The organism is Terriglobia bacterium (assembly GCA_035712365.1).
GTDB lineage: Bacteria > Acidobacteriota > Terriglobia > UBA7540 > UBA7540 > SCRD01.
Genome location: DASTAW010000050.1, coordinates 1 through 26639 on the forward strand (window position 1 = coordinate 1; position 26639 = coordinate 26639).

Annotated in this window: 24 protein-coding genes and 1 tRNA gene; 17 read left to right on the top strand and 8 right to left on the bottom strand. The window is 58.9% G+C overall.

Annotated elements, in window-relative coordinates; genetic code table 11:
* From VFQ24_15720 to VFQ24_15780, 13 genes are all read left to right on the top strand, one after another.
* Positions 1 to 457, top strand: a 457-nt coding sequence (locus VFQ24_15720) for an EF-Tu/IF-2/RF-3 family GTPase (protein ID HET9179804.1), incomplete at its 5' end; no start/stop codon positions are given.
* Between the two features lie 27 nt (positions 458 to 484).
* Positions 485 to 634 carry a 50S ribosomal protein L33 gene (rpmG, locus tag VFQ24_15725; GenBank protein HET9179805.1) on the top strand — a complete coding sequence of 50 codons (150 nt, stop codon included), beginning with the start codon at positions 485 to 487 and terminating at the stop codon, positions 632 to 634.
* A gap of 87 nt (positions 635 to 721) precedes the next feature.
* Positions 722 to 797, top strand: a tRNA-Trp gene (locus VFQ24_15730).
* Between the two features lie 48 nt (positions 798 to 845).
* Positions 846 to 1097 (top strand): preprotein translocase subunit SecE, encoded by a 252-nt coding sequence (gene secE, locus VFQ24_15735; protein HET9179806.1) that lies wholly within the window; start codon positions 846 to 848, stop codon positions 1095 to 1097.
* A gap of 24 nt (positions 1098 to 1121) precedes the next feature.
* The gene (gene nusG / locus VFQ24_15740) at positions 1122 to 1652 is read left to right on the top strand and encodes a transcription termination/antitermination protein NusG (protein HET9179807.1); all 531 of its coding nucleotides are present in this window, start codon (positions 1122 to 1124) and stop codon (positions 1650 to 1652) included.
* A gap of 4 nt (positions 1653 to 1656) precedes the next feature.
* Positions 1657 to 2088, top strand: coding sequence for a 50S ribosomal protein L11 (rplK, locus tag VFQ24_15745; protein HET9179808.1), 432 nt, complete (start codon positions 1657 to 1659; stop codon positions 2086 to 2088).
* A gap of 4 nt (positions 2089 to 2092) precedes the next feature.
* Complete coding sequence (rplA, locus tag VFQ24_15750) at positions 2093 to 2821, top strand: 50S ribosomal protein L1 (GenBank protein HET9179809.1); 729 nt, start codon at positions 2093 to 2095, stop codon at positions 2819 to 2821.
* A gap of 29 nt (positions 2822 to 2850) precedes the next feature.
* Positions 2851 to 3390, top strand: a complete 540-nt coding sequence (gene rplJ, locus VFQ24_15755; GenBank protein ID HET9179810.1) for a 50S ribosomal protein L10 — start codon at positions 2851 to 2853, stop codon at positions 3388 to 3390.
* Between the two features lie 76 nt (positions 3391 to 3466).
* Positions 3467 to 3853 carry a 50S ribosomal protein L7/L12 gene (rplL, locus tag VFQ24_15760; GenBank protein ID HET9179811.1) on the top strand — a complete coding sequence of 129 codons (387 nt, stop codon included), beginning with the start codon at positions 3467 to 3469 and terminating at the stop codon, positions 3851 to 3853.
* Between the two features lie 244 nt (positions 3854 to 4097).
* Complete coding sequence (gene rpoB, locus VFQ24_15765) at positions 4098 to 8759, top strand: DNA-directed RNA polymerase subunit beta (GenBank protein ID HET9179812.1); 4662 nt, start codon at positions 4098 to 4100, stop codon at positions 8757 to 8759.
* A gap of 89 nt (positions 8760 to 8848) precedes the next feature.
* Positions 8849 to 13054, top strand: coding sequence for a DNA-directed RNA polymerase subunit beta' (gene rpoC / locus VFQ24_15770; GenBank protein ID HET9179813.1), 4206 nt, complete (start codon positions 8849 to 8851; stop codon positions 13052 to 13054).
* 81 nt (positions 13055 to 13135) lie between these two features.
* Complete coding sequence (locus tag VFQ24_15775) at positions 13136 to 13432, top strand: hypothetical protein (GenBank protein ID HET9179814.1); 297 nt, start codon at positions 13136 to 13138, stop codon at positions 13430 to 13432.
* Positions 13433 to 13502: 70 nt separating this feature from the next.
* Positions 13503 to 13982, top strand: a complete 480-nt coding sequence (locus tag VFQ24_15780; GenBank protein ID HET9179815.1) for a four helix bundle protein — start codon at positions 13503 to 13505, stop codon at positions 13980 to 13982.
* A 107-nt stretch (positions 13983 to 14089) separates the two neighbouring features.
* On the opposite strand, the gene gatA is transcribed toward VFQ24_15780, so the two are convergent.
* From gatA to VFQ24_15795, 3 genes are all read right to left on the bottom strand, one after another.
* A complete protein-coding gene (gene gatA, locus VFQ24_15785) occupies positions 14090 to 15544 on the bottom strand; it encodes an Asp-tRNA(Asn)/Glu-tRNA(Gln) amidotransferase subunit GatA (protein ID HET9179816.1) in 1455 nt (484 codons plus the stop codon).
* Between the two features lie 227 nt (positions 15545 to 15771).
* Complete coding sequence (gene gatC, locus VFQ24_15790) at positions 15772 to 16074, bottom strand: Asp-tRNA(Asn)/Glu-tRNA(Gln) amidotransferase subunit GatC (protein HET9179817.1); 303 nt, start codon at positions 16072 to 16074, stop codon at positions 15772 to 15774.
* Positions 16075 to 16283: 209 nt separating this feature from the next.
* On the bottom strand, positions 16284 to 16616 hold the full coding sequence (locus VFQ24_15795) for a DUF721 domain-containing protein (GenBank protein HET9179818.1): 333 nt from the start codon (positions 16614 to 16616) through the stop codon (positions 16284 to 16286).
* A 114-nt stretch (positions 16617 to 16730) separates the two neighbouring features.
* Between VFQ24_15795 and VFQ24_15800 the strand changes: the two genes are divergently transcribed.
* Complete coding sequence (locus tag VFQ24_15800; GenBank protein HET9179819.1) at positions 16731 to 17300, top strand: Maf family protein; 570 nt, start codon at positions 16731 to 16733, stop codon at positions 17298 to 17300.
* 98 nt (positions 17301 to 17398) lie between these two features.
* Here VFQ24_15800 and selB read toward each other — a convergent pair whose 3' ends face one another.
* The 4 genes from selB to VFQ24_15820 form a co-directional block, all read right to left on the bottom strand.
* Complete coding sequence (gene selB, locus VFQ24_15805) at positions 17399 to 19306, bottom strand: selenocysteine-specific translation elongation factor (GenBank protein ID HET9179820.1); 1908 nt, start codon at positions 19304 to 19306, stop codon at positions 17399 to 17401.
* 261 nt (positions 19307 to 19567) lie between these two features.
* Positions 19568 to 20530 carry a HEAT repeat domain-containing protein gene (locus tag VFQ24_15810; protein ID HET9179821.1) on the bottom strand — a complete coding sequence of 321 codons (963 nt, stop codon included), beginning with the start codon at positions 20528 to 20530 and terminating at the stop codon, positions 19568 to 19570.
* Positions 20517 to 21191: an HAD-IA family hydrolase gene (locus VFQ24_15815; protein ID HET9179822.1), complete on the bottom strand. Its 675-nt coding sequence runs from the start codon at positions 21189 to 21191 to the stop codon at positions 20517 to 20519. Before VFQ24_15815 ends, VFQ24_15810 begins: the two co-directional genes overlap by 14 nt.
* Positions 21191 to 22222 carry a galactose-1-phosphate uridylyltransferase gene (locus tag VFQ24_15820; protein ID HET9179823.1) on the bottom strand — a complete coding sequence of 344 codons (1032 nt, stop codon included), beginning with the start codon at positions 22220 to 22222 and terminating at the stop codon, positions 21191 to 21193. The genes VFQ24_15815 and VFQ24_15820 overlap by 1 nt, the downstream gene beginning before the upstream one ends.
* A 269-nt stretch (positions 22223 to 22491) precedes the next feature.
* Between VFQ24_15820 and VFQ24_15825 the strand changes: the two genes are divergently transcribed.
* Together VFQ24_15825 and VFQ24_15830 are read left to right on the top strand one after the other, a co-directional pair.
* Entirely contained in the window at positions 22492 to 23166 is a 675-nt protein-coding gene (locus VFQ24_15825) for an MgtC/SapB family protein (protein ID HET9179824.1), read from the top strand.
* A 71-nt stretch (positions 23167 to 23237) separates the two neighbouring features.
* Positions 23238 to 23843, top strand: coding sequence for a hypothetical protein (locus VFQ24_15830; protein ID HET9179825.1), 606 nt, complete (start codon positions 23238 to 23240; stop codon positions 23841 to 23843).
* 134 nt (positions 23844 to 23977) lie between these two features.
* Here VFQ24_15830 and VFQ24_15835 read toward each other — a convergent pair whose 3' ends face one another.
* Positions 23978 to 24364, bottom strand: a complete 387-nt coding sequence (locus VFQ24_15835; GenBank protein HET9179826.1) for a hypothetical protein — start codon at positions 24362 to 24364, stop codon at positions 23978 to 23980.
* A 444-nt stretch (positions 24365 to 24808) separates the two neighbouring features.
* Here VFQ24_15835 and VFQ24_15840 point away from each other — a divergent pair, with 444 nt between their 5' ends.
* A complete protein-coding gene (locus VFQ24_15840) occupies positions 24809 to 26281 on the top strand; it encodes a M48 family metalloprotease (GenBank protein HET9179827.1) in 1473 nt (490 codons plus the stop codon).
* Positions 26282 to 26639: the final 358 nt, after the last annotated feature.

Consider the following 26639-nt stretch of genomic DNA (forward strand, 5'->3'; position numbering starts at 1 on the left):
GATTGTGGGATTGAGGCCGGAGCCGTTCAAGCGGGTGGTGACGGGCGTGGAGATGTTCAAAAAGCTGCTGGACGAAGGGCAGGCGGGGGACAACATCGGCGTTCTGCTGCGGGGGACGGAAAAGGATGACGTGGAGCGCGGCATGGTGCTGTCGAAGCCGGGATCGATCACGCCGCACACGAAGTTCAAGGCAGAGGCCTATATTCTGACCAAGGAAGAGGGAGGACGGCACACGCCGTTTTTCTCGGGATACCGGCCGCAGTTTTATTTCCGGACGACGGACGTGACGGGAGTGGCGACGCTGCCGCAGGGGACGGAAATGGTGATGCCGGGGGACAACGTAAGTATGGAGATCGAGCTGATTACGCCGATCGCCATGGAGAAGGGGCTGCGGTTCGCCATCCGCGAAGGCGGCCATACCGTCGGCGCCGGCTCCGTAACCGATGTCATTCAATAAAGATTGAACCCTCGGGTGAGTTAAGCCATGCGTGATATCATTACATTACAGTGCAGCGAGTGCAAGAACCGCAATTACTCGACAACCAAGAACAAGAAGAAGCACACGGACCGTGTGGAGATTAAGAGGTTTTGCCCGAAGTGCCGCCAACACAGGGCGCATAAAGAAGTAAAATGAGAAAGGCAGTGACAAGTGACGAGTAAGGGCGGCGGCAGGCGAAACCGGCTTATCAATTATCGCTCGTCACCCGCCACTGCCTTTTGGAGGGGCGTCAGATCAACGGCTAATCTGCCGGTCTCCAAAACCGGTCATGGGGGTTCGAATCCCTCCGCCCCTGCCACGAACGCCAGAATGGAATCTGGCTCTGCGTCGTGGGTACGAAAGCGGGATGGGGAAAGATCATATGGCGATGGTAGATGAACTGTCATCTGGCAAAGAGGTTGCCGGAAAGATCGGCTCGTACGTCAAGGACGTCCGCGCGGAAATGAAGCGGGTGACCTGGCCCGGCAGGCAGGAGGTCTACGGCACCACGGTTATGGTGATCATCACCACCTTCCTGTTCGGGTTTTACTTCATGCTTTGTGACGAGGTTTTCTCCCGTTTGGTTTCTTATGTGCTGAACTGGGGAAAGTCCTTATAGGAACCAACATTGGAAGCCCTGAAAATGGAAAAAAACTGGTACATCATTCATACCTACTCGGGGTTTGAGAGGAAGGTGGCGGAGTCGCTGAAGGGCCGGATTGCCGCCGAGAACCTGGCGGAAAAATTCGGCGAGATCATGGTTCCGACCGAAGACGTGATTGAGATCAAGCAGGGGAAAAAAGTCGTAACGTCGAAGCTCTTTTATCCCGGCTACGTGCTGGTTGAGATGGAGATGAACGACGTGACATGGCACGTGGTGCGGTCAACGCCCCGGGTGACCGGTTTCGTAGGTTCGGGCCCCACGCCCACTCCCCTGAGCGTCGAGGAGGTTGACCGCATTGTCCATAAGGTTGAGGTGGCGGCTGAGAATCCCAAGCCCAGGCTCGAGTTTGAGCGCGGCGAAAGCATCAAGATCACCGACGGGCCGTTTAAGGACTTCACGGGCGCTGTGGAAGAAATCAACGCCGACCGTTCAACGCTGCGGGTAATGGTGACCATCTTCGGGCGCGCCACGCCTGTGGAGCTGGATTTTTATCAAGTGGAGAAGGTGTAACAACATGGCAAAAAGAGTGGTGGCAATGGTGAAGTTGCAAATCGCCGCTGGGAAAGCGACCCCTGCCCCGCCCGTTGGTCCTGCGCTAGGGCAGCACGGCGTAAACATCATGGATTTCTGCAAGACATTTAATGCCAAGACCTCTTCCAAGGACCAGGAAGGGCTGATCATTCCCGTGGTGCTGACGGTCTATCACGACCGGACATTCAGCTTCGTCACCAAAACCCCGCCTGCATCCGTTCTGTTGAAGCGTGCGGCCGGAATCGCCAAAGGATCTGGAGAACCCAACAAGAATAAAGTAGGGTCGGTCTCGGAAAAGCAGGTTGAAGAGATCGCCAAGCAGAAGCTGCCGGACCTGAACGCGAGAGACTTGGCGGCAGCTATTGCCACCGTAAAGGGCACGGCGCGGAGCATGGGGCTGGAGATTGTCGCCTGAGTCGATGGTTCTTAGACCGACGGGAGCAACGAGGAGGACAAAAAAGGTGGGGAAGAAATATGAAGCCAGCAGGAAGATGGTGGACAAGCCCGCCTATGTGCTTCAGGAAGCCATGCCGCTGGTGAAGAAGGCGGCCTTTGCCAAGTTTGATGAATCGGTTGAAGTTGCGTTGAACCTGGGCGTAGACCCAAAGCATGCCGACCAGATGGTGCGTGGGACAGTGGTCCTGCCGCACGGCCTCGGCAAGGCTACCCGTGTGATCGTGATCGCTTCAGGCGAAAAAGTCCGCGAGGCGCGCGAAGCCGGCGCCGACGAAGTGGGCGCCGAGGACCTGGTGCAAAAGATCCAGGGCGGCTGGATGGACTTTGACGCGGTGGTGGCAACTCCCGACATGATGAAGTCTGTCGGACGGCTGGGAAAAGTGCTGGGACCCCGAGGCCTGATGCCGAACCCCAAGACAGGTACGGTGACGCTGGACGTGGCCAAGGCCGTCAGCGAACTGAAGGCCGGCAAGGTAGAGTTCCGGGTAGACAAGACCGGGATCATCCACTGTGCGGTCGGGAAGGTTTCATTTGACGCCGATAAGCTTGCGGACAATGCGAAGGCCCTGATCACGAGCGTACTGAGGGCGAAACCGGCGACGGCAAAAGGCCGCTACGTAAAAAACATTGTGGTCTCGTCGACTATGGGGCCCGGAGTGCCGATCGATCTGGCCTCGGTAGAGGCGACATAGCGATTTTTGATGATGACAAGAGGAGTCCAATGAAGCGGGAAGAAAAACATCAGCAGTCAAAAGACCTGCACGAGGAACTGAAAAAGGCGCGCACGGTCTTTCTGACAGGGTTCGAAGGCTTGACGGTGGCACAAGACACGGAACTTCGCCGCCAGATTACCAGGACCGGCGCGCGGTACAAGGTGGTGAAGAACAGCCTGATCGAGCGGGCAGCCGCCGGGACCGACACCGCACCGACCGCGCAGGACCTGCGTGGCACCACTTCGCTCGCTTATACGGCGGCGACTGATCCCGTAGCACTTGCCAAAGTCCTGGTGGAATACGCCAAGGAAAATCCTGCCCTGGTCTTTAAAGCCGGGGTGGTGGAGGGACGAGTCGTCTCCCTGGCGGAGGTGGAGTCGCTGGCGTCGCTTCCCTCGCGCGAAGAGCTGTTCGCCAAAGCATTGTTTGTCATGAAGGCGCCGGCCCAGCAACTTGCCAGCGCGATCTCCGCTGTGGCCCGCGATCTGGCGCGAGTCATTCAACAGGCTGTGAAAGAACAAAAGTTCCAGGCATCCGGCGCTAACTAGATTCGGCAAAGATTATAGGCTTCCATTTTGCCGGATCTCAGGGAAGTCAGGATATTTCAGGAGGATAAATACAACGATGTCCGAAAAAGTTGACAAAATCGTCGAAGAAGTCAAGGGGTTGACGCTGCTCGAAGCCTCAGAGCTGGTGAAAAAGCTCGAAGAAGTGCTGGGAGTGTCTGCTGCGGCGGCCGCCCCGGTGATGGTGGCTGGAGCAGCAGGGGCTGGAGCGGCAGCGGCGCCCGCGGAAGAAAAAACCGAATTTAACGTGGTCCTTACCGCCGTCGGCTCTAACAAGATCAATGTTATTAAGGCGGTCCGTGAGGTCACAAGCCTCGGCCTGAAGGAAGCCAAGGACCTGGTCGATGGGGCTCCCAAGCCGATCAAGGAGGGAGTTTCCAAGGAAGAGGCTGAAAACATTAAGAAGAAGTTTACTGAAGCGGGTGCAACCGTAGAAGTGAAATAGTTCCCTCCGGGCCAGGGGAACACGCTGCGCGGGGCCAAGTCGCTGGTGTTTTCAATTTGAAGACCCTAAAGGCCGGTGTTGGCGATTGTAGCATCTCAATTCAAAAGAACTACGGCGAGGGGTGCCGAGGTGCGTGTGAAAGGGGTTCGGCATCCTTCAGCCCCTCTCATGCATCAGAGTCAAAGAGTGCATGTGTCTCCATTGATCCATAGCCCTTTAAAATCAAAGCAAGGAGCATAACGAAATGCCCAACGGCGTTAACGGTGTTCTGCCGCGTCGGATTGATTTTTCAAAGATTCCGTCGGTCATTCAGATTCCTAATCTGATTGAAGTCCAGAAGCGTTCATATGACCGATTTCTACAGATGAGCGCTCTGCCCTCTGAGCGTGACGACCTCGGACTCCAGGCGGTCTTTAACTCGGTTTTCCCCATCACCGACTTTCGCGGCGTCGCCCAGCTCGATTTTGTCGACTATTCCATTGGCGACTGGGAATGCAAGTGCGGTAGCCTCCGCGGACTCCACCACCTGCGCCGCACCTGTAAGCAGTGCGGCTATACCGTCGTTACCGATCCCTTCAAGGCCGGGGAGGTACTGTGCGAGAAGTGCGGAACGTTTAACAAGAATGAAGTTGATTTTTGTCACAAGTGCGGCGACCCTGTGACCCTCCAGCTCAAATATGATGTTACCGAGTGCCAGGAGCGCGGCATGACTTTTGCCGCCCCTCTCAAAGTGACCATCCGTCTGACGCTCTACGACAAGGAAAGCGAGGCAGGTCCCCGCAACATCCTCGACATCAAGGAACAGGAAGTTTATTTCGGCGAGATCCCGCTGATGACCGACAACGGGACCTTTATCATTAACGGAACGGAGCGTGTGATTGTCAGCCAGCTCCATCGCTCGCCCGGCGTTTTTTTTGAGTCCAACGCCGCCCGCAGCTATTTCCTGGGCAAGCTCATCCCCTACCGCGGCTCATGGGTGGAATTTGAGTACGACACCAAAAACATTCTTTACGTGCGGATTGACCGAAAGCGCAAAATTCTGGGCACCATCTTTCTGCGCGCCCTGGGCCTGAAAGACAACTCCGACATCATCAAGACCTTCTATCGTGTTGAAAATATCGGCCTCAAAGACCGCAAGCTCCTGTGGCAGGTCTCCGAGGGACTCCTGGGGATAAGGCTTTCGAAGGCCGTGGAACACTCCCGGTCGCATGAGACGATCGTCGCGTCCGGAAAACGCATAACCGCCTCGGTGCTGAAGGAACTTCAGAAATCCAAAATTACGCACGTGGAAATCACCCCGCACGACCTGGAAAGCGCCTGCGCCGCCGAGGACATCATTGACCCATCGACCGGCGAAATCCTGCTGGAAGCCAACAACGAAGTTACGCCCTCCGTGCTCAACTCCGCCATTGACGGCGGAATCGAGGAAATGAGGGTCTTCTTCCCCGAACGCGACGAGATCGGCCCCGTCATCGGCCAGACACTGCGGCGCGATTCCATCAAAAGTGTGCAGGAAGCTTTAATCGAGATGTACCGGAAATTGCGCCCCGGCGATCCTCCAACCCTGGATACCGCTACAGCCCTGTTTACCGGGATGTTTTTCGACCCCCGCAAGTATGACTTTTCCCGCGTGGGCCGCCTGAAGTTCAACATCAAGCTGGGCTACTACAGCAAGCTCAAGGTCCGGATGGACGACAAGACGACCCAGTTTGAACTGGAAGACGCCCGCAACCTTCCCACCTCGAATTTCTACGTTGTTGTCGACGAAGAGAAGATGTACGTCCGCAAGCGAGAAGGCAATATCTGTACGGAAGTCGAGCGCGGCTGCGAAGGGACCCTGGCCACCGAGCACTCTGAAACCGCGCCTGTTCAGCTCCCCCTCGACAAGCGCACTCTGGATCCCGAAGACTTCTATGCGACCATCCGCTACCTTCTGAAACTGCAGAAGAACCCCGGTGGCAAGTTTGAGGTGGACGATATCGACCACCTGGGCAACCGACGGGTGCGCGCGGTGGGTGAGCTGCTGGAAAACCAGTTTCGGCTAGGCCTGGTACGTATGGAACGGGCCATCAAGGAAAAGATGTCCGTCTACCAGGAAATGTCCACGGCCATGCCGCACGACCTAATCAATGCCAAACCGGTGATGGCGGCCATCCGCGAATTCTTCGGCTCGTCTCAGCTCTCCCAGTTCATGGACCAGACCAACCCGCTTTCGGAAATCACCCACAAGCGGCGACTGTCGGCCCTGGGACCCGGCGGACTTTCGCGTGAGCGTGCTGGATTTGAGGTCCGCGACGTTCACACCACTCACTACGGCAGGATCTGCCCCATCGAGACCCCTGAGGGTCCCAACATCGGGCTGATCTCATCGCTTTCGTGCTACGCGCGGATTAATGAGTACGGGTTTATCGAAAGCCCTTATCGCAAGGTGCGGGACGGAAGGGTGGTGGATTATGTCACCATTACCCACGGCGGCGACGGGCCCTGGAAGGTGGGCGAGCACGTTGAGCAGGAAGAAGTCGAAAAACTGAACAACGAACTGCGCTCGAAGAAACGCAAGGCCGTGGAATATGAGCCGTATTCGTTCTACCTTTCGGCCTGGGAAGAAGATCACTACGTGGTGGCCCAGGCCAACGTTCCCATCGACGAAAAGGGCCGCCTCGCCAACGAACTGGTCAACGCTCGGCAGACCGGCAACTTTGTCCTGGTGCGGCGCGAGAGCGTGGATTACATAGACGTCAGCCCGAAGCAGTTGGTCAGCGTCGCGGCATCGCTGATTCCCTTTCTCGAAAACGACGATGCCAACCGCGCTCTGATGGGTTCCAATATGCAGCGGCAGTCGGTTCCCTTGCTCCGCGCCCAGTCGCCGCTGGTCGGCACCGGCATGGAAGAGGTGACGGCCCGCGACTCCGGCGCCGTAGTCATCTGCAAGCGCGATGGAGTGGTTGACAGCGTAGACAGCGAACGCATCATTGTCCGGGTGGAAGGCGACGGCCAGAGCCAGCATATGTCCCGGGAGGTGGGCGCGGACATCTACCAGATGATCAAGTTCCGACGCTCCAACCAGAACACCTGCGTCAACCAGAAGCCGGTGGTCCGAAAGGGTACGCGAGTCAAGACGGGCCAGGTGCTCGCCGACGGCCCCTGCACCGACCACGGCGAACTGGCGCTGGGACGCAACATTCTGGTGGCTTTCATGCCCTGGCGCGGATACAACTTTGAGGACGCCATCCTGGTGAGCGAAAAACTCGTGAAGGAAGATTCCTACACCTCGATCCACATCGAAGAGTTCGAAACCGAGGCGCGTGACACCAAGCTGGGGCCGGAAGACGTAACTCGCGACATTCCCAACGTCTCCGAAACCCTGCTGCGCGACCTCGACGAGAGCGGCGTCATCCGGATTGGCGCCTACGTCAAGCCGGGCGACATCCTGGTGGGCAAAGTCACGCCCAAGGGTGAAACGCAGCTCTCGCCTGAAGAAAAACTGCTGCGGGCCATCTTCGGAGAAAAGGCCGGCGACGTCCGCGACGCTTCGCTTCAGTGTCCTCCGGGCATCGAAGGCATCGTGGTGGACGTCAAAATTTTCTCCCGAAAGGGTGCCGAGAAGGACGCTCGAGCCAGGGCCATTGAAGAGGCCGAGGTATCGCGCATGGAAAAGAACCTCAACGACGAGATTCGCATTCTGAATGACGAGCGCCTGAACCGCCTGTGCGCCGTGCTCGAAGGGGAAAAGCTGCAGGCCGACCTCCACGACGAAAAAACCAACAAACGCCTGATGTCCAAGGGTGACACGCTCACGCGCGACGACCTGGCCCGCATTTCGGGACGCAACCTCAAGCGCATGCGGATCGTGAAGAAAGATCCCACCCTGACGGAGCAAATCGACGAGATCGAAGAGATGACCTCGCGCCAGATCGACATCCTGCGCAAAATCACCGCGGAGAAGGAACAAAAGCTCAAGAAGGGCGATGAACTACCTCCGGGCGTCATCAAGCTGGTGAAGGTCTACATCGCCATGAAGCGCAAGCTTTCGGTGGGTGACAAGATGGCGGGCCGGCACGGCAACAAGGGCGTCATCGCCCGGATTCTTCCGGAAGAGGACATGCCCTACACGCCGGACGGCACTCCGGTTGAAATTGTGCTGAACCCCCTCGGCGTACCTTCCCGGATGAACGTGGGGCAGATCCTCGAAACCCATCTGGGGTGGGCAGCCAAAGAACTGGGCGATAAGATCAAGGCGCTATTCTCGAATAACGGCCACGCGGAGGCGCTGCGCGAAGAGCTGAAGGGCCTCTTCAGCGGAACTCCGCTCGCCAAAAAGTTCAGCGGAGCGACGGATGAGGAGGTCCTGGAATTCGCGAACTCTGTCCGGGGCGGTGTGCGCTTCGCCACCCCTGTGTTCGACGGGGCCAGCGAAAAGGAGATCAAGACCTATCTCGAAAAGGCCGGCCTTTCGACCTCCGGCAAGATCATGCTCCGCGACGGAATGACCGGCGATCCGTTTGAGCAGCCGGTGACGGTGGGATACATCTACATGCTGAAGCTTTCCCACCTGGTGGACGACAAGATTCACGCCCGCTCGATCGGCCCTTATTCGCTGATCACCCAGCAGCCGCTGGGCGGCAAGGCGCAGTTCGGCGGCCAGCGCTTCGGAGAAATGGAGGTCTGGGCTCTCGAGGCCTACGGCGCGGCCTGCATCCTGCAGGAACTGCTGACGGCGAAATCTGATGACGTTTATGGGCGAGCCAAGATCTACGAGGCGATCGTCAAGGGCGAGGCCGCCATCGAACCTGGCGTGCCCGAGTCCTTCAACGTTTTGGTGCGAGAGCTGCAAAGCCTCTGCCTGGATGTTGAGCTCATCAAGAAGCCCAAGGAACTGCAGCCGGCGCCCTTGGGCGCTGAATAGTTTTATCCGTCGGCGTGATTCCCAGGCGTTGGATCACGCAGGACCGCAAGAATACCAATAAACGCTTCTCGCTTGAGAAGGAGGCAACATTGTTTCGAAGCAGCCCTTATGACCGAGTCAGCCTTATTGGAGAGTTCGATGCCATTCGTATCAGCCTGGCATCCCCGGAAAAGATTCGCTCCTGGTCCCATGGTGAGGTAACCAAGCCAGAAACCATCAACTACAGGACCTTCAAGCCCGAGCGCGACGGCCTGTTCTGCGCCAGAATTTTTGGTCCCGTTACCGACTGGGAATGCCTTTGCGGAAAGTACAAACGGATGAAGCACCGTGGAGTCATCTGCGACAAATGCGGTGTGGAAGTCACGCTTTCCAAGGTGCGGCGCGAGCGCCTGGGACACATCGAGCTGGCCGCGCCTTGCTCCCACGTCTGGTTCTTCAAAGGCCTGCCCAGCCGCATCGGCCACCTGCTGGACATCTCGCTCCGCGACCTTGAAAAGATCCTTTACTTTGAGGCCTACGTCGTCACCGATCCCGGCGAAGCTCCCGTCAAGGAAAAAGAAGTCCTGACGGAAGAGCGCTACCGGGAACTCCAGCAGGATTTTCTCGGCAAGTTCCGTGCCGGCATGGGCGCCGAGGCCATCAAGGAACTCCTGAAGCAATTGGATGTAGAATCGCTCGCCGTGGAGCTGCGCGAGAAGATGAAGACCGACAGCTCCCAGCAGAAGCGGATCAAATATGCCAAGCGACTGAAGGTAGTGGAGGCTTTCCGTAAATCGGGCAATAAACCCGAGTGGATGATCCTCGACGTGATTCCGGTGATTCCGCCGGAGCTGCGGCCGCTGGTGCCGCTCGATGGCGGACGTTTTGCCACCTCTGACCTGAATGACCTTTACCGCCGCGTCATCAATCGGAACAACCGGCTGAAGAAGCTGATGGAACTCCACGCGCCCGATGTGATTGTGCGCAACGAGAAGCGCATGCTGCAGGAAGCCGTGGACGCTCTGTTTGACAACGGCCGCAGAGGCCGCGTGTTGCGCGGCGCCAACAACCGCCCGCTCAAGTCCCTTTCCGATACGCTGAAAGGAAAGCAGGGCCGCTTCCGCCAGAACCTGCTGGGCAAACGCGTTGACTACTCCGGCCGCTCCGTGATCGTGGTGGGGCCCGACCTCAAGCTCCATCAGTGCGGCCTGCCCAAGAAGATGGCGCTGGAGCTGTTCAAGCCCTTCATCTATCACAAGCTCGAGCAGTCCGGTAACTGCACCACTATTAAAGCGGCCAAAGAAATGGTGGAGCGCCAGGAATCGGTTGTGTGGGACATCCTGGAAGAGGTCATCAAAGATCATCCGGTGCTGCTCAACCGTGCTCCCACGCTGCATCGTCTGGGCATTCAAGCCTTTGAGCCGGTGCTGGTGGAAGGCAAAGCGATCAAGATCCATCCGCTGGTCTGCACGGCGTTCAACGCCGACTTTGACGGCGATCAGATGGCCGTCCACATTCCTCTTTCACCCGAGGCCCAGATTGAAGCCTCTGTGCTGATGCTGGCCTCCAACAACATTCTGTCGCCGGCCAACGGACAGCCGCTGGCCACGCCCACCCAGGACGTCGTGCTGGGCGTGTACTATCTCACCAAAGAACAAAAGGGGGCCAGGGGTGAAGGCCGCACATTCGCCAACCCCGAGGACGTCCTGCTGGCGCTCGAAGCCGGGGAAGTTGAGACTCGCACTCCCATCCGGCTCCGCTACACGGGGCGCGTAGTTGACCTCACGACAGCATACGACGACCAGGACGTCCTCCACACAGAACCGATCACAATGAAGCACCAGTTCATCAACACCACCGTGGGTCGAGTTATTTTCAACGACCATCTGCCTCCCGAGATGCCTTTCATCAATGGAACCCTTCGCAAAAAGGGCCTGGGCGCGGTGGTCAATTACAGCTATCTTCGCTTTGGACTGGAAACGGCCGTCGGCCTGTTGGACAAGATCAAGGCCCTCGGCTTCCTCTATGCTACCCGGTCCGGAATGTCGCTCGGCATCGACGACCTGGTTGTGCCTTCCAATAAAGCCGACCTGGTTCGCGCGGCGCAGAAAGAAGTAATCGAGGTTGAAAAGCAGTACCAGGAGGGCGCGATCACCCACGGCGAGCGTTATAACAAGGTGATCGCCATCTGGTCTAACGTCACCGACCGCGTCGCCGATGAGATGTTCCAGACCATGGAAGGCCAGGATACGACCGGCTCGCTCAATCCGGTCTATGTCATGGCCGATTCCGGCGCCCGCGGTTCCAAGCAGCAGATACGCCAGCTCTCCGGCATGCGCGGACTGATGGCCAAGCCCTCGGGCGAAATCATCGAGACGCCCATCACCGCCAATTTCCGCGAAGGGCTGAACGTGCTGCAATACTTCATCTCAACGCACGGAGCCCGCAAGGGATTGGCGGATACGGCCCTCAAGACGGCCGATTCCGGCTACCTGACACGGCGGCTGGTGGACGTGGCGCAGGACGTCATCGTCTCCGAATTCGATTGCGGCACGGTGGATGGTCTTTACGTGGAATCCATTGTGGAAGCCGGCGAAGTCGTCGAGCCTCTCCGCGACCGTATCGTCGGCCGAGTCTCCCTCGAACAGATCAAGGACTACGAGGGCAACGTCATCGTCGATTTCAACCAGGAGATCAACGAAGATCTGGCGGCGTCCATCCAGGCAGCCGGTATCGAGCGAGTGAAGATCCGCTCCGTGCTTACCTGCGAGTCTCGCCGCGGGGTCTGCATCCGCTGCTACGGACGCAATCTTGCCACCGGACGCTTGGTCGAGATCGGTGAGGCCGTGGGCGTTGTCGCCGCACAATCCATCGGCGAGCCCGGAACCCAGCTCACCATGCGGACCTTCCACATCGGAGGCACCGCCAGCCGTATTTCCGAGCAATCCAAACTGGAAGCCAAGAACAACGGCTTCCTCAAGTTCCAAAATCTCCAGACCGTCACCAATCGCGATGGCCACTTTGTGGTGATGAACCGCAACGGCTCCATCGTGGTTGCCGACGAGAAAGGCCGTGAACGCGAGCGATACTCCGTGGTTTACGGCGCCAAGATCATTTACGCAGACGGCGCGCCCGTCAAGCTGGGTGACACCGTCGTGGAATGGGACCCCTACACCTTCTCGATCTTGACGGAAGTCGCGGGTGAGGTCCACTTCAAGGACCTCGAGACCGGCACCACTCTTCAGGAACAGGTGGACGAAGTGACGGGCCTTTCACAGCTCGTCGTGAAGGATTCTCCGGATGAGAAATACCAGCCGCAACTGATCATCCGGCCAGAGGGAAAGGCTTCATCGAAGGGCGCCAAGAAGTACCTGATGCCCTCCCGCGCTCACCTGATGGTTCAGGACAGCGACACCGTCCAGGCGGGCGACGTTCTGGCCAAGATCCCGCGCGAAACCACCAAGACCAAGGACATCACCGGCGGTCTGCCGCGCGTCCAGGAGCTGTTTGAAGCCCGCAAGCCGCACGAGCCCGCCGTCATCACCGAAATCGACGGCGTGGTCCGCTACGGCGACGTCCTCAAGGGACAGCGCAAGGTGATCGTGATTCCGGAGCGCGGCGAAACCAAAGAGTACCTGCTCCCTCGCGGCGTTCACATCTCCGTGCAGGAGGGAGAACGCGTCAAGGCGGGTGAGCCGCTCATGGACGGGCCACGCAACCCGCACGACATCCTGGCGGTGCTCGGCGAAAAGGAACTGCAGAAGTACCTGGTAGATGAAATCCAGGAGGTCTACCGGCTGCAGGGCGTCAATATCAACGACAAGCACATCGAGGTGATCGTCCGGCAGATGATGCGGTGGATCAAGGTGGAAGAACCCGGCGACACGGAATTTCTGCTCGACGAGCAGGTGGACAAGTTCCGTTTCCGTGGCGAAAACGACAGGGCGGTGGCGCAGGGCGGCAAACCCGCCACGGGCCGCTCCCTGCTGCTCGGCATCACCAAGGCCTCGCTGGCCACTGATTCGTTCATCTCGGCGGCCTCCTTCCAGGAGACCACGCGCGTGCTGACCGAAGCCTCCATCCGGGGTGCGGTCGATCACCTGCGCGGCCTCAAGGAAAATGTTATCATGGGCCGCCTGATTCCCGCCGGCACGGGGCTGGAACGCTACCGCAACTTCCGCCTGCTGACGGAAACCGAGGTTCCGGAACCCGAACTTGAAATCGCCGAAGGGATGCCCGGCGAGGAAGCCATTCCTCCCTCACCCGGCATTGCCGCGGAACTGATGGACGAAGACGAAGCCAGGCCAACGCAATAAGAACCAGGAGGCCGGCAACCCGGGAGTGTCGCTTGTAATGGCGGACAGCATTCTCGGGGGCCGGCCTTCGCAACTTTACTCATGCGGTTCTCCTGCTTCAAGTGCGGCGAACAGATTAACGCGCCGGAACGCGTCATGGGCCGCGAAACCTGCCCCAACTGCGACGCTGACCTGCACTGCTGCCGCAACTGTCGCTTCTACGATCCCGGCAAACACAACCAGTGCGCCGAACCGCAGGTGGAATGGGTCCGGGACAAGGAAGCGTCAAATTACTGCGACTATTTCCAGCCCAACCCCGTCCTGCTGGCCAGCGGCTCCGGCCCGGGCAAACAGGAAGACGCCCGAACAAAGTTTGGCTCCCTGTTTAACAACTCCTGACACGATTCCATATTCAAAATTCAAAGTATATTTCACGGCTTCAACATCACGCCGTTCCAGAGGACATGAAGTGAAATATGAGCGATTCGAGCAACTTCCCGTTTGGCAGGCAAGCATCGAACTGGCCGCAAATATTTACGCCTTCACCACGAATCCTCCTTTCCGAGGTCAGTACAGCCTCCGAGATCAACTGGAGCGGGCGACGGTATCCATCTCCAACAACATCGCAGAGGGATTTGAAAGAGGCAGCAATCAGGAACTCCTCGCCTTCCTGTATATCGCTCGAGGATCATCCGGAGAAGTGCGCTCCATGCTCTGCCTGCTGGAGAGGCTTCGTGCATTCAAAGAGCTTGGATCCGAAATTTTGACTTTGAAATCAAAAGCGGAAACCATTTCCAAACAGTTAGGCGCATGGGTGCGCTCGGTTCAAAATTCAGGCATGAAAGACGAGCGGTGCGTTACGGACAAAATCCGCAAGGGGGATGAGGCAAACCGGCAACGAAAAGAATTCCTTGCAAGATTGGACCGAATCCGTAATCGCAGGACTTAAAAGTCGCGGACGACCTCCTCATGAACGCCCACGAGATGTGGAATCTGAAATCTTGAATTTTGAATCTTGAATTTCTCGTTGCAGAAAATTGGGACCCCTGAGGAACTTCAGGAAAGCTCGAACCCGCCCGCCTTCTCAAAAGCGTCGGCCACCTGCAAGAGCCGCGCTTCGTCGAAGTGTTTGGCGAAGATCTGCATGCCCACCGGCATCGGAGGCTCTCCAGCTAACCGACCGCAGGGCACGGAAATCCCGGGAATGCCCGCCAGGCTGGCGGTAACGGTGTAAATATCGGCAAGGTACATCTGCAGCGGATCATCCATTTTCTCGCCCAGTTTGAAGGGAGGGAGGGGCGAAGTGGGGGCGACAATTACATCGACTTCATCAAAGGCTTCAACAAAATCCCGCGTAATCAGCGTCCGCACCTTTTGCGCTTTCAGGTAGTAAGCGTCGTAATAGCCGGAACTCAGCACGTAGGTCCCCAGCATGATACGGCGCTTCACTTCCGGACCAAACCCCTGGTCGCGCGTCTTGCGATACATGTCGCGCAGGCCCGAATATTCCTTCGCCCGGTAACCGTAACGCACGCCGTCATAGCGAGCCAGGTTCGAACTTGCCTCGGCCGTGCAGATAATGTAGTAGCAGGCGATGGCGTACTCGGTGTGCGGCAAGCGGATGCGCACAATCTCGCACCCCAGTTTTTCGAGCACTCCGATTCCCTTCTCGATGTTGGCGCGGATTTCGGGGTTCAGACTTTCAAAGTACTCACTGGGCACTCCCACTTTCAAACCGCGCACGTTGCCGTCGAGAGACTTTTCGTAGTCCTCAACCGCCACGCCCGCCGAAGTGGAATCCATCGGGTCGCGACCGGCAATCACCTTCAGCGTCCGGGCCACATCGCGCACAGAGCGTCCAAAGGGTCCGACGTGGTCGAGCGAGGAGGCAAAGGCCACCAGGCCGTAGCGGGAAACCCGCCCGTAGGTCCCCATCATGCCTACGACGCCGCAGAAGGCCGCTGGCTGCCGGATGGATCCTCCTGTATCCGATCCCAGCGCAACCGTCGCCAGGTTGGCCGCCACGGCTGCCGCAGAGCCGCCGCTCGAGCCGCCCGGCACGCGCGTCAGGTCGTGTGGGTTATGGGTGGGATAGAAGCCGGAGTTTTCCGTCGAGGAGCCCATGGCAAACTCATCGCAGTTGGTCTTGCCCAGGATAACGGCCCCTGCCGACTCCAGCCTCTCGACTGCCGTTGCATCATAGGGCGCGACGAAGTTTTCCAGCATCTTTGAAGCGCAGGTTGTTTTGAGCCCGCGCGTCAGCAGAACATCCTTTACCGCCACCGGCACGCCTGACAGCGGCAGCAGGGGTTCGCCGGCCGCAATTTGGCGGTCAACCGCTCGCGCCTGCTCAAGTGCTTTCTCCTCGCAGGTGGAAAGGTAAGAGCGGATGCTCGCGTCGTCCTTCTTGATGCGCTCGAGGTGCGACCGGGCAATCTCCTCGGCAGAGGCTTCCCGCCTCGCCAGCAGGCCGTGAATTTCTTCAATGGTCAGATGGGTCAGGTTGTTCATGAACGGTGCAAGGTGCCGAAAAAGTCCGCCTGGAATTTCATCCTGAGCGAGGCGAAGGATCTGCTTCGCTCATTTCCACGAAACCACAGCGGTTGCTTCGCGGAGTTTGCCCCCGAGCCCCTTCTCCCGCCATGCAGGATCAGGAGCGTTGGCAAACGGCGAGCGAACGGACTCAGCATGCGGTTCTTTCAACAACCTGTCTTGCCGTGGCCACAGCCAATGCCCAGCTACTCTTTCTCAATCACCTGCGGCACTTTGAAACAGCCGCCGCCCGCCTCCGGAGCATTTTGGAGCGCTTCCACCTGCGTGAAGCAGGGCTGCGCCAGGTCATCGCGCAGGGCCGGATTCTCGGTCGCGGGATAGGTCACCTGGGCCATCGGCTCCACTCCCGCTGTGTCCAGTTCATTAAGCTTCTGGACGTACTCGAGCACCGCGTCGAGTTGGGGGCCGAATTTTTTCACCTCTTCGTCCGTCAGCTCAAGATGGGCGAGATCGGCCACGTAGAGAACGTCTTTTTCGCTTAAAGCCATTGCTTTCCGCCGACTGGAAGGGTTGATCAGCCCGCAAGCGCACACCCTCTGGTTTATTAAAAGGACGCCGTCCGCCGTGCTAAACCCGTTCGCGTCATTCCGGCCCCGCACGAGGGTGAGGAATTTGCCGTTAGTCTAAACGTGCTCTCCCTAAAGCATCCACTTAGCCTAAGGGATGGAGTTACCCGCGAGGCGCATTAAACATGATATCAGTTGACTTGTGATTTGTCTGGTAGCGGCGCGGCCATTACCGGTCCCGGCACATAGGCGACCTTCAACTTCCGGACCGCCGGTACACCCAGGTAACGATTGACCTGCGTCAGGATGTCGTCTGACATTCGGCGCATTTCGGCAGACCAGGCCGTGCAGTCGCATTCCAACGTCAGCGTGCCTTCTTCAAAGAACGTCGGGCGCGAGTGGCGCGCCATTGGCTTGCCGGCTACCAGCGGCCACAATGGCGCGAGCACGTCCAGCACATGAGAGTTTGTCCGGCGAGCCTGCCCCTTGAATATGAGAGGGAGAATCTTGCTGATTTCTTCCATCGACTTCCCTGGTCCGGTTCCGTCTGTATCGAGAGGTCAACGAGTCTACCACAATCGTCCTCAAGGTCAAACATTTTGTTGAGTCCTTTCTGGGGACCTTATAATAGTCCCGTGATGCGCTTGATTCTGGCTTCAAATTCTCCCCGCCGCCGCGAGCTGCTGCAAAATGCGGGCTTCGATTTTGAAGTTCGGCCCAGCGGGATTGAAGAAATCCGGCTGCCGGATGAGTCTCCGGAAGATTTTGCGCGCAGGCTGGCTCGTGACAAAGCGCTGGAGGTTGCGCGGCAGTCGGAAGCGGGAAGCCTGGTGCTGGGCGCTGACACCGTGGTGACCGTCAACGCTGAAATCATGGAGAAGCCTGTTGACGCAGCCGATGCCGCGCGAATGCTGCGCACGCTCTCCGGCCGCGCCCATCGCGTGATCACAGCGGTGTGCCTCGTCCGCGCGCCGGAAAGTATTCTGGCATGGAAGCATGAGACGACTTCCGTCACATTCGGAAATCTGACTTGTGAGGAAATCGAAACTTACGTCGCGAGCGGCGAGCCTTTTGACAAGGCCGGAGGCTATGCCATCCAGGGGCTTGCCTCGCGCTTCGTTCCCCGCATCGACGGCTGCTACTTCAACGTCGTCGGCCTGCCGGTCCCACTGCTGCATGAGATTATGAAGTCGGTCACGGCAGAATAGAGCCCGCGGCTTCAGGGACCGAAGGTCCTTTCGTCGTGACGCCCACGGGCGGCGGAGCTGGAGCTCTGCCCTCCCATGGCATCACCTTCATTACGATATCAAAGAATAATCCGCTCATCGCCCTGGCGGCGGGTGACGCGCTCGCGGTCAAGGTATTCGAGCAGCGGGATGGCGTACTTGCGGCTGAGCCCGGTCAGTTCCTTGAACACGCCCACGTTGATGCGATCGCTCTTGGTTTTCTGGCGCGCCAGCAGTTGTTTGAGGTTGCCCAGGGCGCCGGAGTGAAAAATCAGGTCATCCGCCACCTTCGCCAGCACTTTCTCTTTCAGCAGCATTTGCAGGATCTTCGCGGCTCTAATACGATCGATCTTCAGTCCGGCCAGCACGTCACTTGCCGCCGGCACGGCGAGCCCCGCCGTAGCGAACGCGTGGACAATCTGGTCGCGCGCCGCCGCTTCCTGGGAGTCCAGTTCGATCACGCGCCCCGCTAGCCTGACGGTCTCCCCGCTGGCCTCAATCTTTTCCGCCTTCTCGAGCTGCCGCAGTACAGCGTTGAAGACCGCCGCCGATGGCTCCCGCTTCTGCCGGTCGCGGACCCGGCCCCGCAAGTCCTCTTTGGCAATGCCGCTCATCAGGGGATTGCTGCCGTGAAAGCTTGCGAGCTGCCTCGCGACTTCGCCCGCCAGATGTATGAAGTGTTCAGCGTGGACGAATATGCCAGCCGGCTGGCCCAGAACCACGAGGCGTTTTTTCGCCTGGAGCGCCCGGCCCAGTTGTTCCAGCGCGGCCTCCGATCTTCCCATGCGCGCCGTCAGCATGGACATGGCGGCCTCTCCGGACTCACGCACCAGCAGTTCCAGCCTCTCTTCCTCGCTTCCCTTCTCCATGGCCGAAAGCCACTTCGCTACGGCAGGATCCAGCAACCGGTGCCGTCCGGGGAAATTGTCGATTACCACGCCGCCTCCGATGGTGACCACCGGAGAAAACTGCCGCACGATGAAACGATCTCCCGGCAGGAACAGTCCCGGATGCGCCAGCCGGAGTTGCACGCAACCCTGCATGCCGGGCGCAAGTTCTCTGGAACCCAGCAGGACAACCTCCGCTACCGTCTCCGCCGTTCCGGAATGGAAATGCACCCGCGCGCGGTTCTTCAGCGGCCGCGCGGAGCGCAACAAAGTCAGCGAGCAATCGAGGCGCGAAGTCGCCTGAAACAGCCCCGCGGCAGCCAGCACCATGCCCCGCTCGATTTCGCTGCTTTCAATCCCGGCAAGATTCAAGGCGGTGCGCTGGCCGGCCTCGGCGCTTTCCGCGGGCGCGTTGTGCACCTGGATTCCGCGAATGCGCGCCCGGCGGCCTTCCGGAAAAATTTCCGCCTCGTCGTCTTTGTGGATGCTCCCGGCGATCAGCGTCCCCGTCACTACGGTCCCAAAGCCCTTCATCACAAACGCGCGGTCGATGGGCAGGCGAAACGGCAGCGCGAGCGGCCTGGCCAGAATTCCCTCGCCAAGGCGCCGCAACGCATTCCGAATATCGTCCAGCCCCGCGCCCGTTTTTGAGCTGGCGGCAACCATCGGCGCGTTTTCAAGAAAGGAACCTTTCACCATCTCGTGGACTTCCAGCCTCACCAGGTCCAGCACGTCGCTATCGACGAGGTCAGATTTTGTTATCACCACCAGCCCGTTGCGGATATTCAGCAGCCGGCAGATATCAAAATGCTCGCGGGTCTGCGGCTTGATGGATTCGTCCGCCGCCACCACCAGCAGCACCAGGTCGATGCCGCCCACGCCGGCCAGCATGTTTTTCACGAAACGCTCGTGGCCGGGCACATCCACGAATCCCACGCGAATATCGCCTCCGATGTCCAGGTGGGCAAATCCCAGGTCGATGGTAATGCCGCGTCTTTTCTCTTCCTCCAGACGGTCGGGATCTGTGCCCGTCAATGCCTGCACCAGCGCGGATTTCCCGTGGTCAATGTGACCCGCGGTTCCTACAATCAGATGTGTCATTGCACAAGAATTATCAGGGATGGCAGGAGATTCTGGCAACTGGGCGATGGCACGGCCTTTTGCGAGGTAGTGGCGAGTTTACCTCGCCACCAGGCGAGCCGGCATCTGCTGAACAGCAGACCTGCAACCAACCGCACTCTCCGTGCCCTCTGTGGTTCAATAGTTTTCACACCGAGAACACAGCGTGCCGGAGCGGCAACTAATGTGGCACGGCCGTCTCAGCCGTGTTCATGGGCGAGACGCCCATGCCAAGCGGTCAGATCATTTCTGCGACGCCGGCGGCTGCGGCTTTTCGCGTTCCTCGCCCAGCCACACGCTCGCAACTTTCCATCCCGCCCGGTTTCTCTGCAGAACGATATGGTAGGATGCGACGGCTTCGGGGTTTTCAAAATCGACCGCGGCCAGCGCGCGTGACTTATCCGGCGAATATGTCAGATCTTTGACGTGGACCTCCACGCCGGCATTCTGTTGCCCTGCTTCTCCCGCGGCCGATGGCAGCTCGAGCGCGGGCATGAAGTAGCTGCGAATTGTTTGCTCCACGGAACGTCCCACCGACTTCCCAGCCGGGGACGCCATGAAACTGGCCCGCAGCTCAACGACCATGGCGGCCGTCTCGATATCGTCCTGGATGACGGGATCAGTGATCTGCATTTGCGCCTGGCGAAGTCTGGGCACAAGCGCCGCGTCAGAGCTGATGGAGAGCGCGAGAATGGCGTTCTGGGTTACGTCGCGGTCGGGCTCGTGGTCTGAAGCGAGCACCTTGTTCAGAAGAATTTCAGTGTCCTGCGGATTGCCGGACCCGCCCAGCGCGCCATAATAAAAGCGCCTCAGGTCCAGGTCGCGTGGGTCCTTCAAAAGCCTCTCCAGGATTGCAAGCGACTGCTCGTCGCCCAAATAAGCCAGGGTCTGCGCGGCAAATTCAGCGGTGCGGTCGTCTTTGAGCGCATGCTCAAGCTTTGGAATAATGGCCGGCCCCGCCGCGAACGCCGCGCGATAAAGGTCCTCACCCGCGGCGGGGTCCTGTGCCGTCAAGACGTCGTAGAGCTTTGCCGGGTCCCATGGGTTGTTCAACAGCTCGCGGCGTTCCTGCTCGATGGGCGCCGGCAGCGACGCGGCAGCCATCTGTAAGGCCAGCTGGAAAGCAAGCGCCGCCAGCGTCAGTAACGCCAGGCGCCTTCGTTTGCGGCCCGGCCGTTCGATTCCTGCCTTGCTAAGATTTTCCATTCAGCAGCTTCGGCAATTCGCGCAAATCGTCAATCCGGATGTCGGGCGGCGCTTCATCCAGCGTGGGAGCGCCAAACCCGTAATTCACTCCGCAGGTCCAGGCGCCCGCGTTACGGCCCGCGAGAACGTCGGAGACGGAGTCGCCGATCATCATGGTTTTCGAGGCCGGCGCTTCGGTTTCCTCCATCAGCCGCTGGAGGCCGACCGGGTCCGGCTTTTTGCTTGCAAAGCTGTCGCCGCCGTAAATCTGCAGGAACCGGTCCGCGAGGCCAAGGCCCTTCAGCATGTCGCGGCTGAACTTCACAGGCTTATTGGTCAGCACCGCCATCTTGCGCCCGTCGAGCTCCGCCAGCGCTTCCCGGACTCCGGGATAGGCGGCGGTATGATCCAGCATGTGCTCGCGATAATGGTTCAGAAAAATCCTTTGTGCCTGTTCCAACAGTTCCTCGTTGACGCCCGCGCCAAGCGCCCGGCTCACCAGGACCTTCACACCCTGCCCTACATACGACGCGATCCGTTCCATGCTGAGTGGCTCGCGGTCGATTTTTTCCAGCGTGGCGTTGACGCTGTTCGCCAGGTCGAGCTCGCTGTCCACCAGCGTGCCGTCCAGGTCAAAGACCAGAAGCTCGATCTGGCCAAGCGCGATTTTGGGAATGGCCATTAGTCACTCACCTTCGCCTGGGGCCGATTTTGATCTGCTACAGGCCCAATCGCGCGCAGGGCGATCGCGGCCTCCTCCGCCGGGACGGGATTGTAGTAGAAGGTTTCCGCGTCAAAGTGGTCCGATTCACCGTCAAGCTCAGGATAGATTTCAAAGTGCCAATGGAAATCGTCCTTCACGGTCTTCCAGCGGGTCGTTTCCGTGCCATAGGCGGCAAGGTTGGGCTCCGTGTGCAGCACCAGTCGCAGCTTGTCGGAAATATTCTGGACCCGCAGCAGCTCCATCTTCAGGAATGCTGCCAGCGAAATCAGCCGCGGCCACGGCGCCACGTCCCGCTCAAAGGAGGAATGGTGCTGCGCCGGCAATATCCAAACCTCATACGGAAAGCGCGAGGCATACGGGCAGAGGCAGACAAAATCTGAGTTCTGGTCAACGACCCGCGTGCCCTGGCGGCCCTCCTGGTATAGGATGTCGCAGTAGATACACCGCTCCTTGCGTTGGTAATGGAACAGGCTCCAGCGGAGCTCCCGTTCAACCAGGGTGGGGATCACAGGGACAGCAAGAATCTGCGAGTGTGCGTGTTCCTCGGCGGCTCGCCGCGCGCGGCCCTGGTCCTTAAACATCGAGACGTAGCGGAACCGCGGGTCCTGCTTGAGGTCAAAAATCCGGTCACGGCAGATTTCCAGCACACGGGCGATGTGCTCAGGAGCAAGCTCTGCCAGCGTCTTCCCATGCAGGCTGGTCTCCACCACGATTTCGTGCGCACCCAGGGCGTTCATGCGGTCATACATCCCTTCGCCCTGGCGATTGAGGCCGCCCTCCACGCGGAACAGAGGAGCGCGATCGTGGAACACACGCACGTCCCAGCGGCCTTCAGCATCCAGATTCTGGCGGATCGGCGCCGGAGTATACCCTTCGTTTCCGGGGCAGAATGGACACAATTCACCCGAATCCAGCGCGTCCGGCATGGCAGGCCGCTGGCCAGTGATCACCCACCTTCGCCGAACAGGATCCAGTCGCAGTACAGGCATGGCTTCCCTGGCGGAAAATTCAGATCTTTCAGCCCGAATTCAATTGCGCACCCGGCCGCGGCCCGGCCTACAGCGCGAATGCCATTGTCTATTCTAGCCCGAACGGGTAGCAAGCGGCGCAATCCCTGATCTCGAATGCCGGTCTGCGAACGGGCGGGAGTGGGATTAGAATAGTTGTCGGCTAGTGGGCCTCTGCGCGCCGGCCGATGGAGCCAATCGTTTTTCTGTTTGATCACTCTGATGTGATTTTAGGGCAGGAGGATTCCAGGATGATTCCTCTTTCGGAGATTGCAGTACGCCTTGTGGTAGCGGCATTGCTGAGCGCGCTCGTGGGAGTCGAGCGCGAGCGCCTCGAACGCGCCGCCGGAATGCGAACGCACGCCATGGTCGGGCTGGGCGCGGCGCTCTTCATGGTGCTTTCGAGCTTCGGCTTCCACGACATTCTTGGAGCACCAAACGTTGTGCTGGACCCTTCGCGCATCGCGGCGCAGATTGTGAGCGGTATAGGGTTCCTGGGCGCAGGGCTGATCATTTTCCAGCGTGAAACGGTGCGGGGGCTGACGACCGCAGCGAGCATTTGGGTGGTGGCGGCGATTGGAGCGGCAGTCGGCGGCGGGCTTTATCTGGTCGCCGTAGCCACGGCGGTGCTGGCGCTGCTGATTCTGGCGGGCCTGCGGCCGGTTGAGAACCGCTTATTCCACCACCGCCATTCACATGAGCTGAGCCTGCTGCTCGAGCATGGCGTAGGATCGTTGGCGGCAATCGAGTCAGCAGTGGAATCGGCAGGGCAGCAGCTCGATCGCATGGTCGTGCTGCCAGGCGACGCGGGCGCCGCTGACCGAGTTGACATCGTCCTGACCCCGGTGTCCGCGCGAGACCTCAGCTCGTTGATGGACCGCCTGGGCAGGCTCCAGGGCGTGCGGCAAATCACATCGGAAAGATAGGCAGCGTTTGTCCCGAGCCACGGGCGCCGAGGGCGACGGATTTTCGGTATGAAGGTACTTGAAGGAGGCGCATGGGCAATCGTCTGGTTTCCAAACGGTCATTCTGCATCCTGAGCGGACTGAGCGGCATCATTGGTGTCGTTTTGATCCTGGTGTCATTCAATATCAATCCCGGTCCGCCCCCAGGCGCGACCAGCGCCGAATTGATGGAGTTCGGCCGGCAGCATTACGGTTCCGTGCTCTGGGGAGGCTGGTTGCAAGTGGTTGGTCCGGTCCTCATAATCCTTTTCGCTTTCTCCCTTGTTCACTTAGCCGGGGCCGCGCAGAGCCTTTCCGGCTGGATGACCTTTTTCGGGGCCACAATCCTCATGACTGTCAGTCTCATCGAGGTCACCTTTTACATCAGCGCCTTTCATGCAGATCCGCCGACGATGCCTTTCATCAGTCTGAGTGTCATTTCTGCTGTTCAACACCTCTACTTCATTGTGGCCGCGCCAACTCTGTTCTTGCCTCTCGGGATCATCCTGATCGGCGCTCCCATCATCCCGCGATGGTTCGGTTATCTTGCCGTTCTCCTGGGAGTCGCATTTGGAGCGCTGGGAGTCATCTATCTGCTCACCTTGACGCTGTCGGCTGGAGTCACGGCCTTTGCGGGTATTCAGGCGCTCTGGGGTTAGCCGCCGCGATCGCGCTCATGGTCCGCAGCAGACGAATTGCGGCCAGTCCATAGCCCGGCTGCGGCGCGCGACGCCGCCTTATTGTCTGCTTTATTTCCTAAAGGGTAAATGGCCGGCAGCGCTGAACAACTCTGCTAATTTTGAGAATCAGCCAACCATAGGCTGCAAAACACAGTGCGGCCAAACGCGAGCAGGCCGGAGGTCACCCATCTGAGGGAAAACTGCGGATGGCGAAGCGCGTCGATTTCGTCGAGTATTTCCGGCGCTGTCGCTTCGCCCGTCACCACCAGGACCCGTCCAAAATGGCTGGTCCGGAGGTTTTTCACCTGGGGAGCGGCGCCGGCTGCGGGTTCCTTGGGCCTTCGAAGCTCGAGGATCATCTTGTCCCAACGGTCCTTGGCAACCGCTTCAGGGGCCAGGGCGCCTTCTGACTTGTCTCGCGCCGAGACGAGGGACAACACGTTCTGCATGACGGAAGCATCGCCAGTGGTGAGAAAGTATCTGTCAGGGTCCTGCAACATAGGTCCTCCACCGTCCCCGCCCAACATTACCATTCCGAATAGTAACTTCTGCGATACTAGGAGGCAATGGTACGGAAGTACCACGCACCTTTGGCCCATGCCCTCTGGGGGCCGCCGACGGCTCATCCATTTGCTTCAATTCGCACTCCCGGATTACAGGTCGGGACACGCATACGTTCTCAGCTTGATGGAGACCGTGTATAGGTATCGGCGCCCGGAGCGCCTGTGGGCCGCTAAATGCCTTACTTTCAGCAGGCTTTATGGCCACACCGGTCTGCTGCCATTCCCGGGCTGCCCATGAAGGGATTATGGTTGACTGGCGGAAACTCGCAATATACGATTGCGCAGCATTCATTCGTGGACGTGCGGCGTCGATCTTTTAAATCAAACGTGTGTGCCTGCGGGCCTGTATCAGGTCCCCGCGAGCGCGGATAGGAGTCCGCTATGTCGGGCCGGTTTCGCAAAGGGATGGTGCTCGTGTTGTGTGAGGCGCTGGTCTTGATGCCGCTGATGACCGCTAGAGCAGGCCAGGCCGGGGCCGAAACCTCATCTTCCGCCGCGGAGGCCGCTTCCCTTCGCGACTATTTGCAGAAACCTTACGTGGAACTCTTTGAGGTCGCGCCGAAGCTCGCCTTCACAACAGCGGAGATTGAACAGCAGCGCAAGGGCCTGCAAAAAGGCGAGGACTTTTGCGTTAATCAGTTCAAAACCCATGCGAAGAATTACAACAAACAGATAGCGGCGGCACAAAAAGAGCTGAAACAAAACACGCAGAAGATTACCGACGCCGAGCGGAAGGATTTGCACTGCCAGATCCAAAATCTCGAATTGCTGAGGAGCGAAGCTGAGGTCCTGTCGCGAAATGCCATCCCAACTGCGTACGACAACCTCACCGCCAAACTGGACCTGATCCAGAAATGGCCGGCGACACACAAGGAGATTGAACAGCAGATTGCGAACGGTTCCTACAACCAGCGCCGCTGGGGCGATGTAAAGGACATCGGCTTCCGGGAAATCGCGGCGGGCCAGGAGGACGATATTCGAAGAGGGCAGGAGGCGATTCAACAGATGAAACAGGCTGGGATCATGCCCAAGGACCTGCCGGACAAGGGTATTCAGGAGTATGTCAACTCAGTGGCGCAACGCATCGCCACGCACTCGGACCTGAAAATTCCTCTCCACTGCACGGTGCTGCAGTCGAGGGAGGCCAATGCATTTGCCCTGCCGGGCGGGTACATTTTCGTGCAAAGGGGATTGCTCGAAGAAGCAGATGATGAGTCAGAGCTCGCAGGCGTCCTTGCGCATGAAATTTCTCACGATGTCGCCCGGCACAGCAGCAAGCTGATGAAGCGCGCGACCATCGCGAGCATTTTCTACCAGGCGGCCCAGGTTGCCGCCGTGGTCCTCACGGGAGGGATCGCCGGCATTGGGATGTACTACGCCTTGCAGTACGGTTTCTATGGACTGGGTCTGGTGTTGAGCCTCCAACTGCTGGGCGTAAGCCGCGACTATGAACTCGAAGCCGATCAGCTTGGCGTCCAGTACGCGTGGAATGCCGGGTATGATCCATCGGGATTCACGCGCTTTTTCGACAAGATGGCCACGCGCGCCGGTTACGTCAACAGCGTAAGCTGGTTCCGGACGCATCCACCCTTCTATCAGCGAATGGTGGACACCCAACGCGAGATAGCATTCCTCCCGAAGAAAGAAAGTTTGATACTGCAAACCACGGCCTTTGAAAATATGAAAAAAGCTCTCAAGCCTGTCGCGGCCGAAGCAGAAAAAGAAGAGGTGGGAAAGCCGAGCCTTCGAATCACGCGTGAGCAAGGCTGCGCGCCGCCCCAAAAACTTGAATACAAGCCGAATCAGCCGATTGAGGACCTGTGCGCTGCCGCTTCGCAAAATAATCAGAAATAGCTGGCGCCATTCCGGTCCGTTCGTTTGCGCTTTTGGCAAACGCTTGCGGCCTCCCGCGCCGCTCTGAAGGGAACCGGCCAGAAACGATCAAAATCTGCTCCAAAAACCTGGTTTCCCAGCCGGCGGGCACCGACCAGGAGTGCTCGCACGGTTTGGACGCAAGGTAAGTCATTTATAATATGTCACATCAGTAAACGAACTGCATAGCCTCCACGTTCCAGGAAAGACCGAACGCGGAAGGCCCAGGCAGGGACCTCACGAAACAGGCGCAGTTCCGGGCCGGGGGGAAAACCAGAGCACAAATAAAACCTATTGACGAATGGACGAGTCACAGGCATGCTTACATTCTGCCTCGGGG

What these genes read in the sequence shown, in the direction of transcription:
- nusG (HET9179807.1), top strand. Translation starts at nt 1,122, where the DNA reads ATGGAAAAAAACTGGTACATCATTCATACCTACTCGGGGTTTGAGAGG.
- VFQ24_15835 (HET9179826.1), bottom strand. Translation starts at nt 24,364, where the DNA reads ATGTTGCAGGACCCTGACAGATACTTTCTCACCACTGGCGATGCTTCC.
- VFQ24_15795 (HET9179818.1), bottom strand. Translation starts at nt 16,616, where the DNA reads ATGGAAGAAATCAGCAAGATTCTCCCTCTCATATTCAAGGGGCAGGCT.
- rplJ (HET9179810.1), top strand. Translation starts at nt 2,851, where the DNA reads ATGAAGCGGGAAGAAAAACATCAGCAGTCAAAAGACCTGCACGAGGAA.
- rpmG (HET9179805.1), top strand. Translation starts at nt 485, where the DNA reads ATGCGTGATATCATTACATTACAGTGCAGCGAGTGCAAGAACCGCAAT.
- gatC (HET9179817.1), bottom strand. Translation starts at nt 16,074, where the DNA reads ATGGCTTTAAGCGAAAAAGACGTTCTCTACGTGGCCGATCTCGCCCAT.
- rplK (HET9179808.1), top strand. Translation starts at nt 1,657, where the DNA reads ATGGCAAAAAGAGTGGTGGCAATGGTGAAGTTGCAAATCGCCGCTGGG.
- selB (HET9179820.1), bottom strand. Translation starts at nt 19,306, where the DNA reads ATGACACATCTGATTGTAGGAACCGCGGGTCACATTGACCACGGGAAA.
- gatA (HET9179816.1), bottom strand. Translation starts at nt 15,544, where the DNA reads ATGAACAACCTGACCCATCTGACCATTGAAGAAATTCACGGCCTGCTG.
- VFQ24_15840 (HET9179827.1), top strand. Translation starts at nt 24,809, where the DNA reads ATGTCGGGCCGGTTTCGCAAAGGGATGGTGCTCGTGTTGTGTGAGGCG.
- VFQ24_15815 (HET9179822.1), bottom strand. Translation starts at nt 21,191, where the DNA reads ATGGCCATTCCCAAAATCGCGCTTGGCCAGATCGAGCTTCTGGTCTTT.
- rpoB (HET9179812.1), top strand. Translation starts at nt 4,098, where the DNA reads ATGCCCAACGGCGTTAACGGTGTTCTGCCGCGTCGGATTGATTTTTCA.
- rplA (HET9179809.1), top strand. Translation starts at nt 2,093, where the DNA reads ATGGTTCTTAGACCGACGGGAGCAACGAGGAGGACAAAAAAGGTGGGG.
- rplL (HET9179811.1), top strand. Translation starts at nt 3,467, where the DNA reads ATGTCCGAAAAAGTTGACAAAATCGTCGAAGAAGTCAAGGGGTTGACG.
- VFQ24_15825 (HET9179824.1), top strand. Translation starts at nt 22,492, where the DNA reads ATGATTCCTCTTTCGGAGATTGCAGTACGCCTTGTGGTAGCGGCATTG.
- VFQ24_15810 (HET9179821.1), bottom strand. Translation starts at nt 20,530, where the DNA reads ATGGAAAATCTTAGCAAGGCAGGAATCGAACGGCCGGGCCGCAAACGA.
- secE (HET9179806.1), top strand. Translation starts at nt 846, where the DNA reads ATGGGGAAAGATCATATGGCGATGGTAGATGAACTGTCATCTGGCAAA.
- VFQ24_15775 (HET9179814.1), top strand. Translation starts at nt 13,136, where the DNA reads ATGCGGTTCTCCTGCTTCAAGTGCGGCGAACAGATTAACGCGCCGGAA.
- VFQ24_15820 (HET9179823.1), bottom strand. Translation starts at nt 22,222, where the DNA reads ATGCCTGTACTGCGACTGGATCCTGTTCGGCGAAGGTGGGTGATCACT.
- VFQ24_15800 (HET9179819.1), top strand. Translation starts at nt 16,731, where the DNA reads ATGCGCTTGATTCTGGCTTCAAATTCTCCCCGCCGCCGCGAGCTGCTG.
- VFQ24_15830 (HET9179825.1), top strand. Translation starts at nt 23,238, where the DNA reads ATGGGCAATCGTCTGGTTTCCAAACGGTCATTCTGCATCCTGAGCGGA.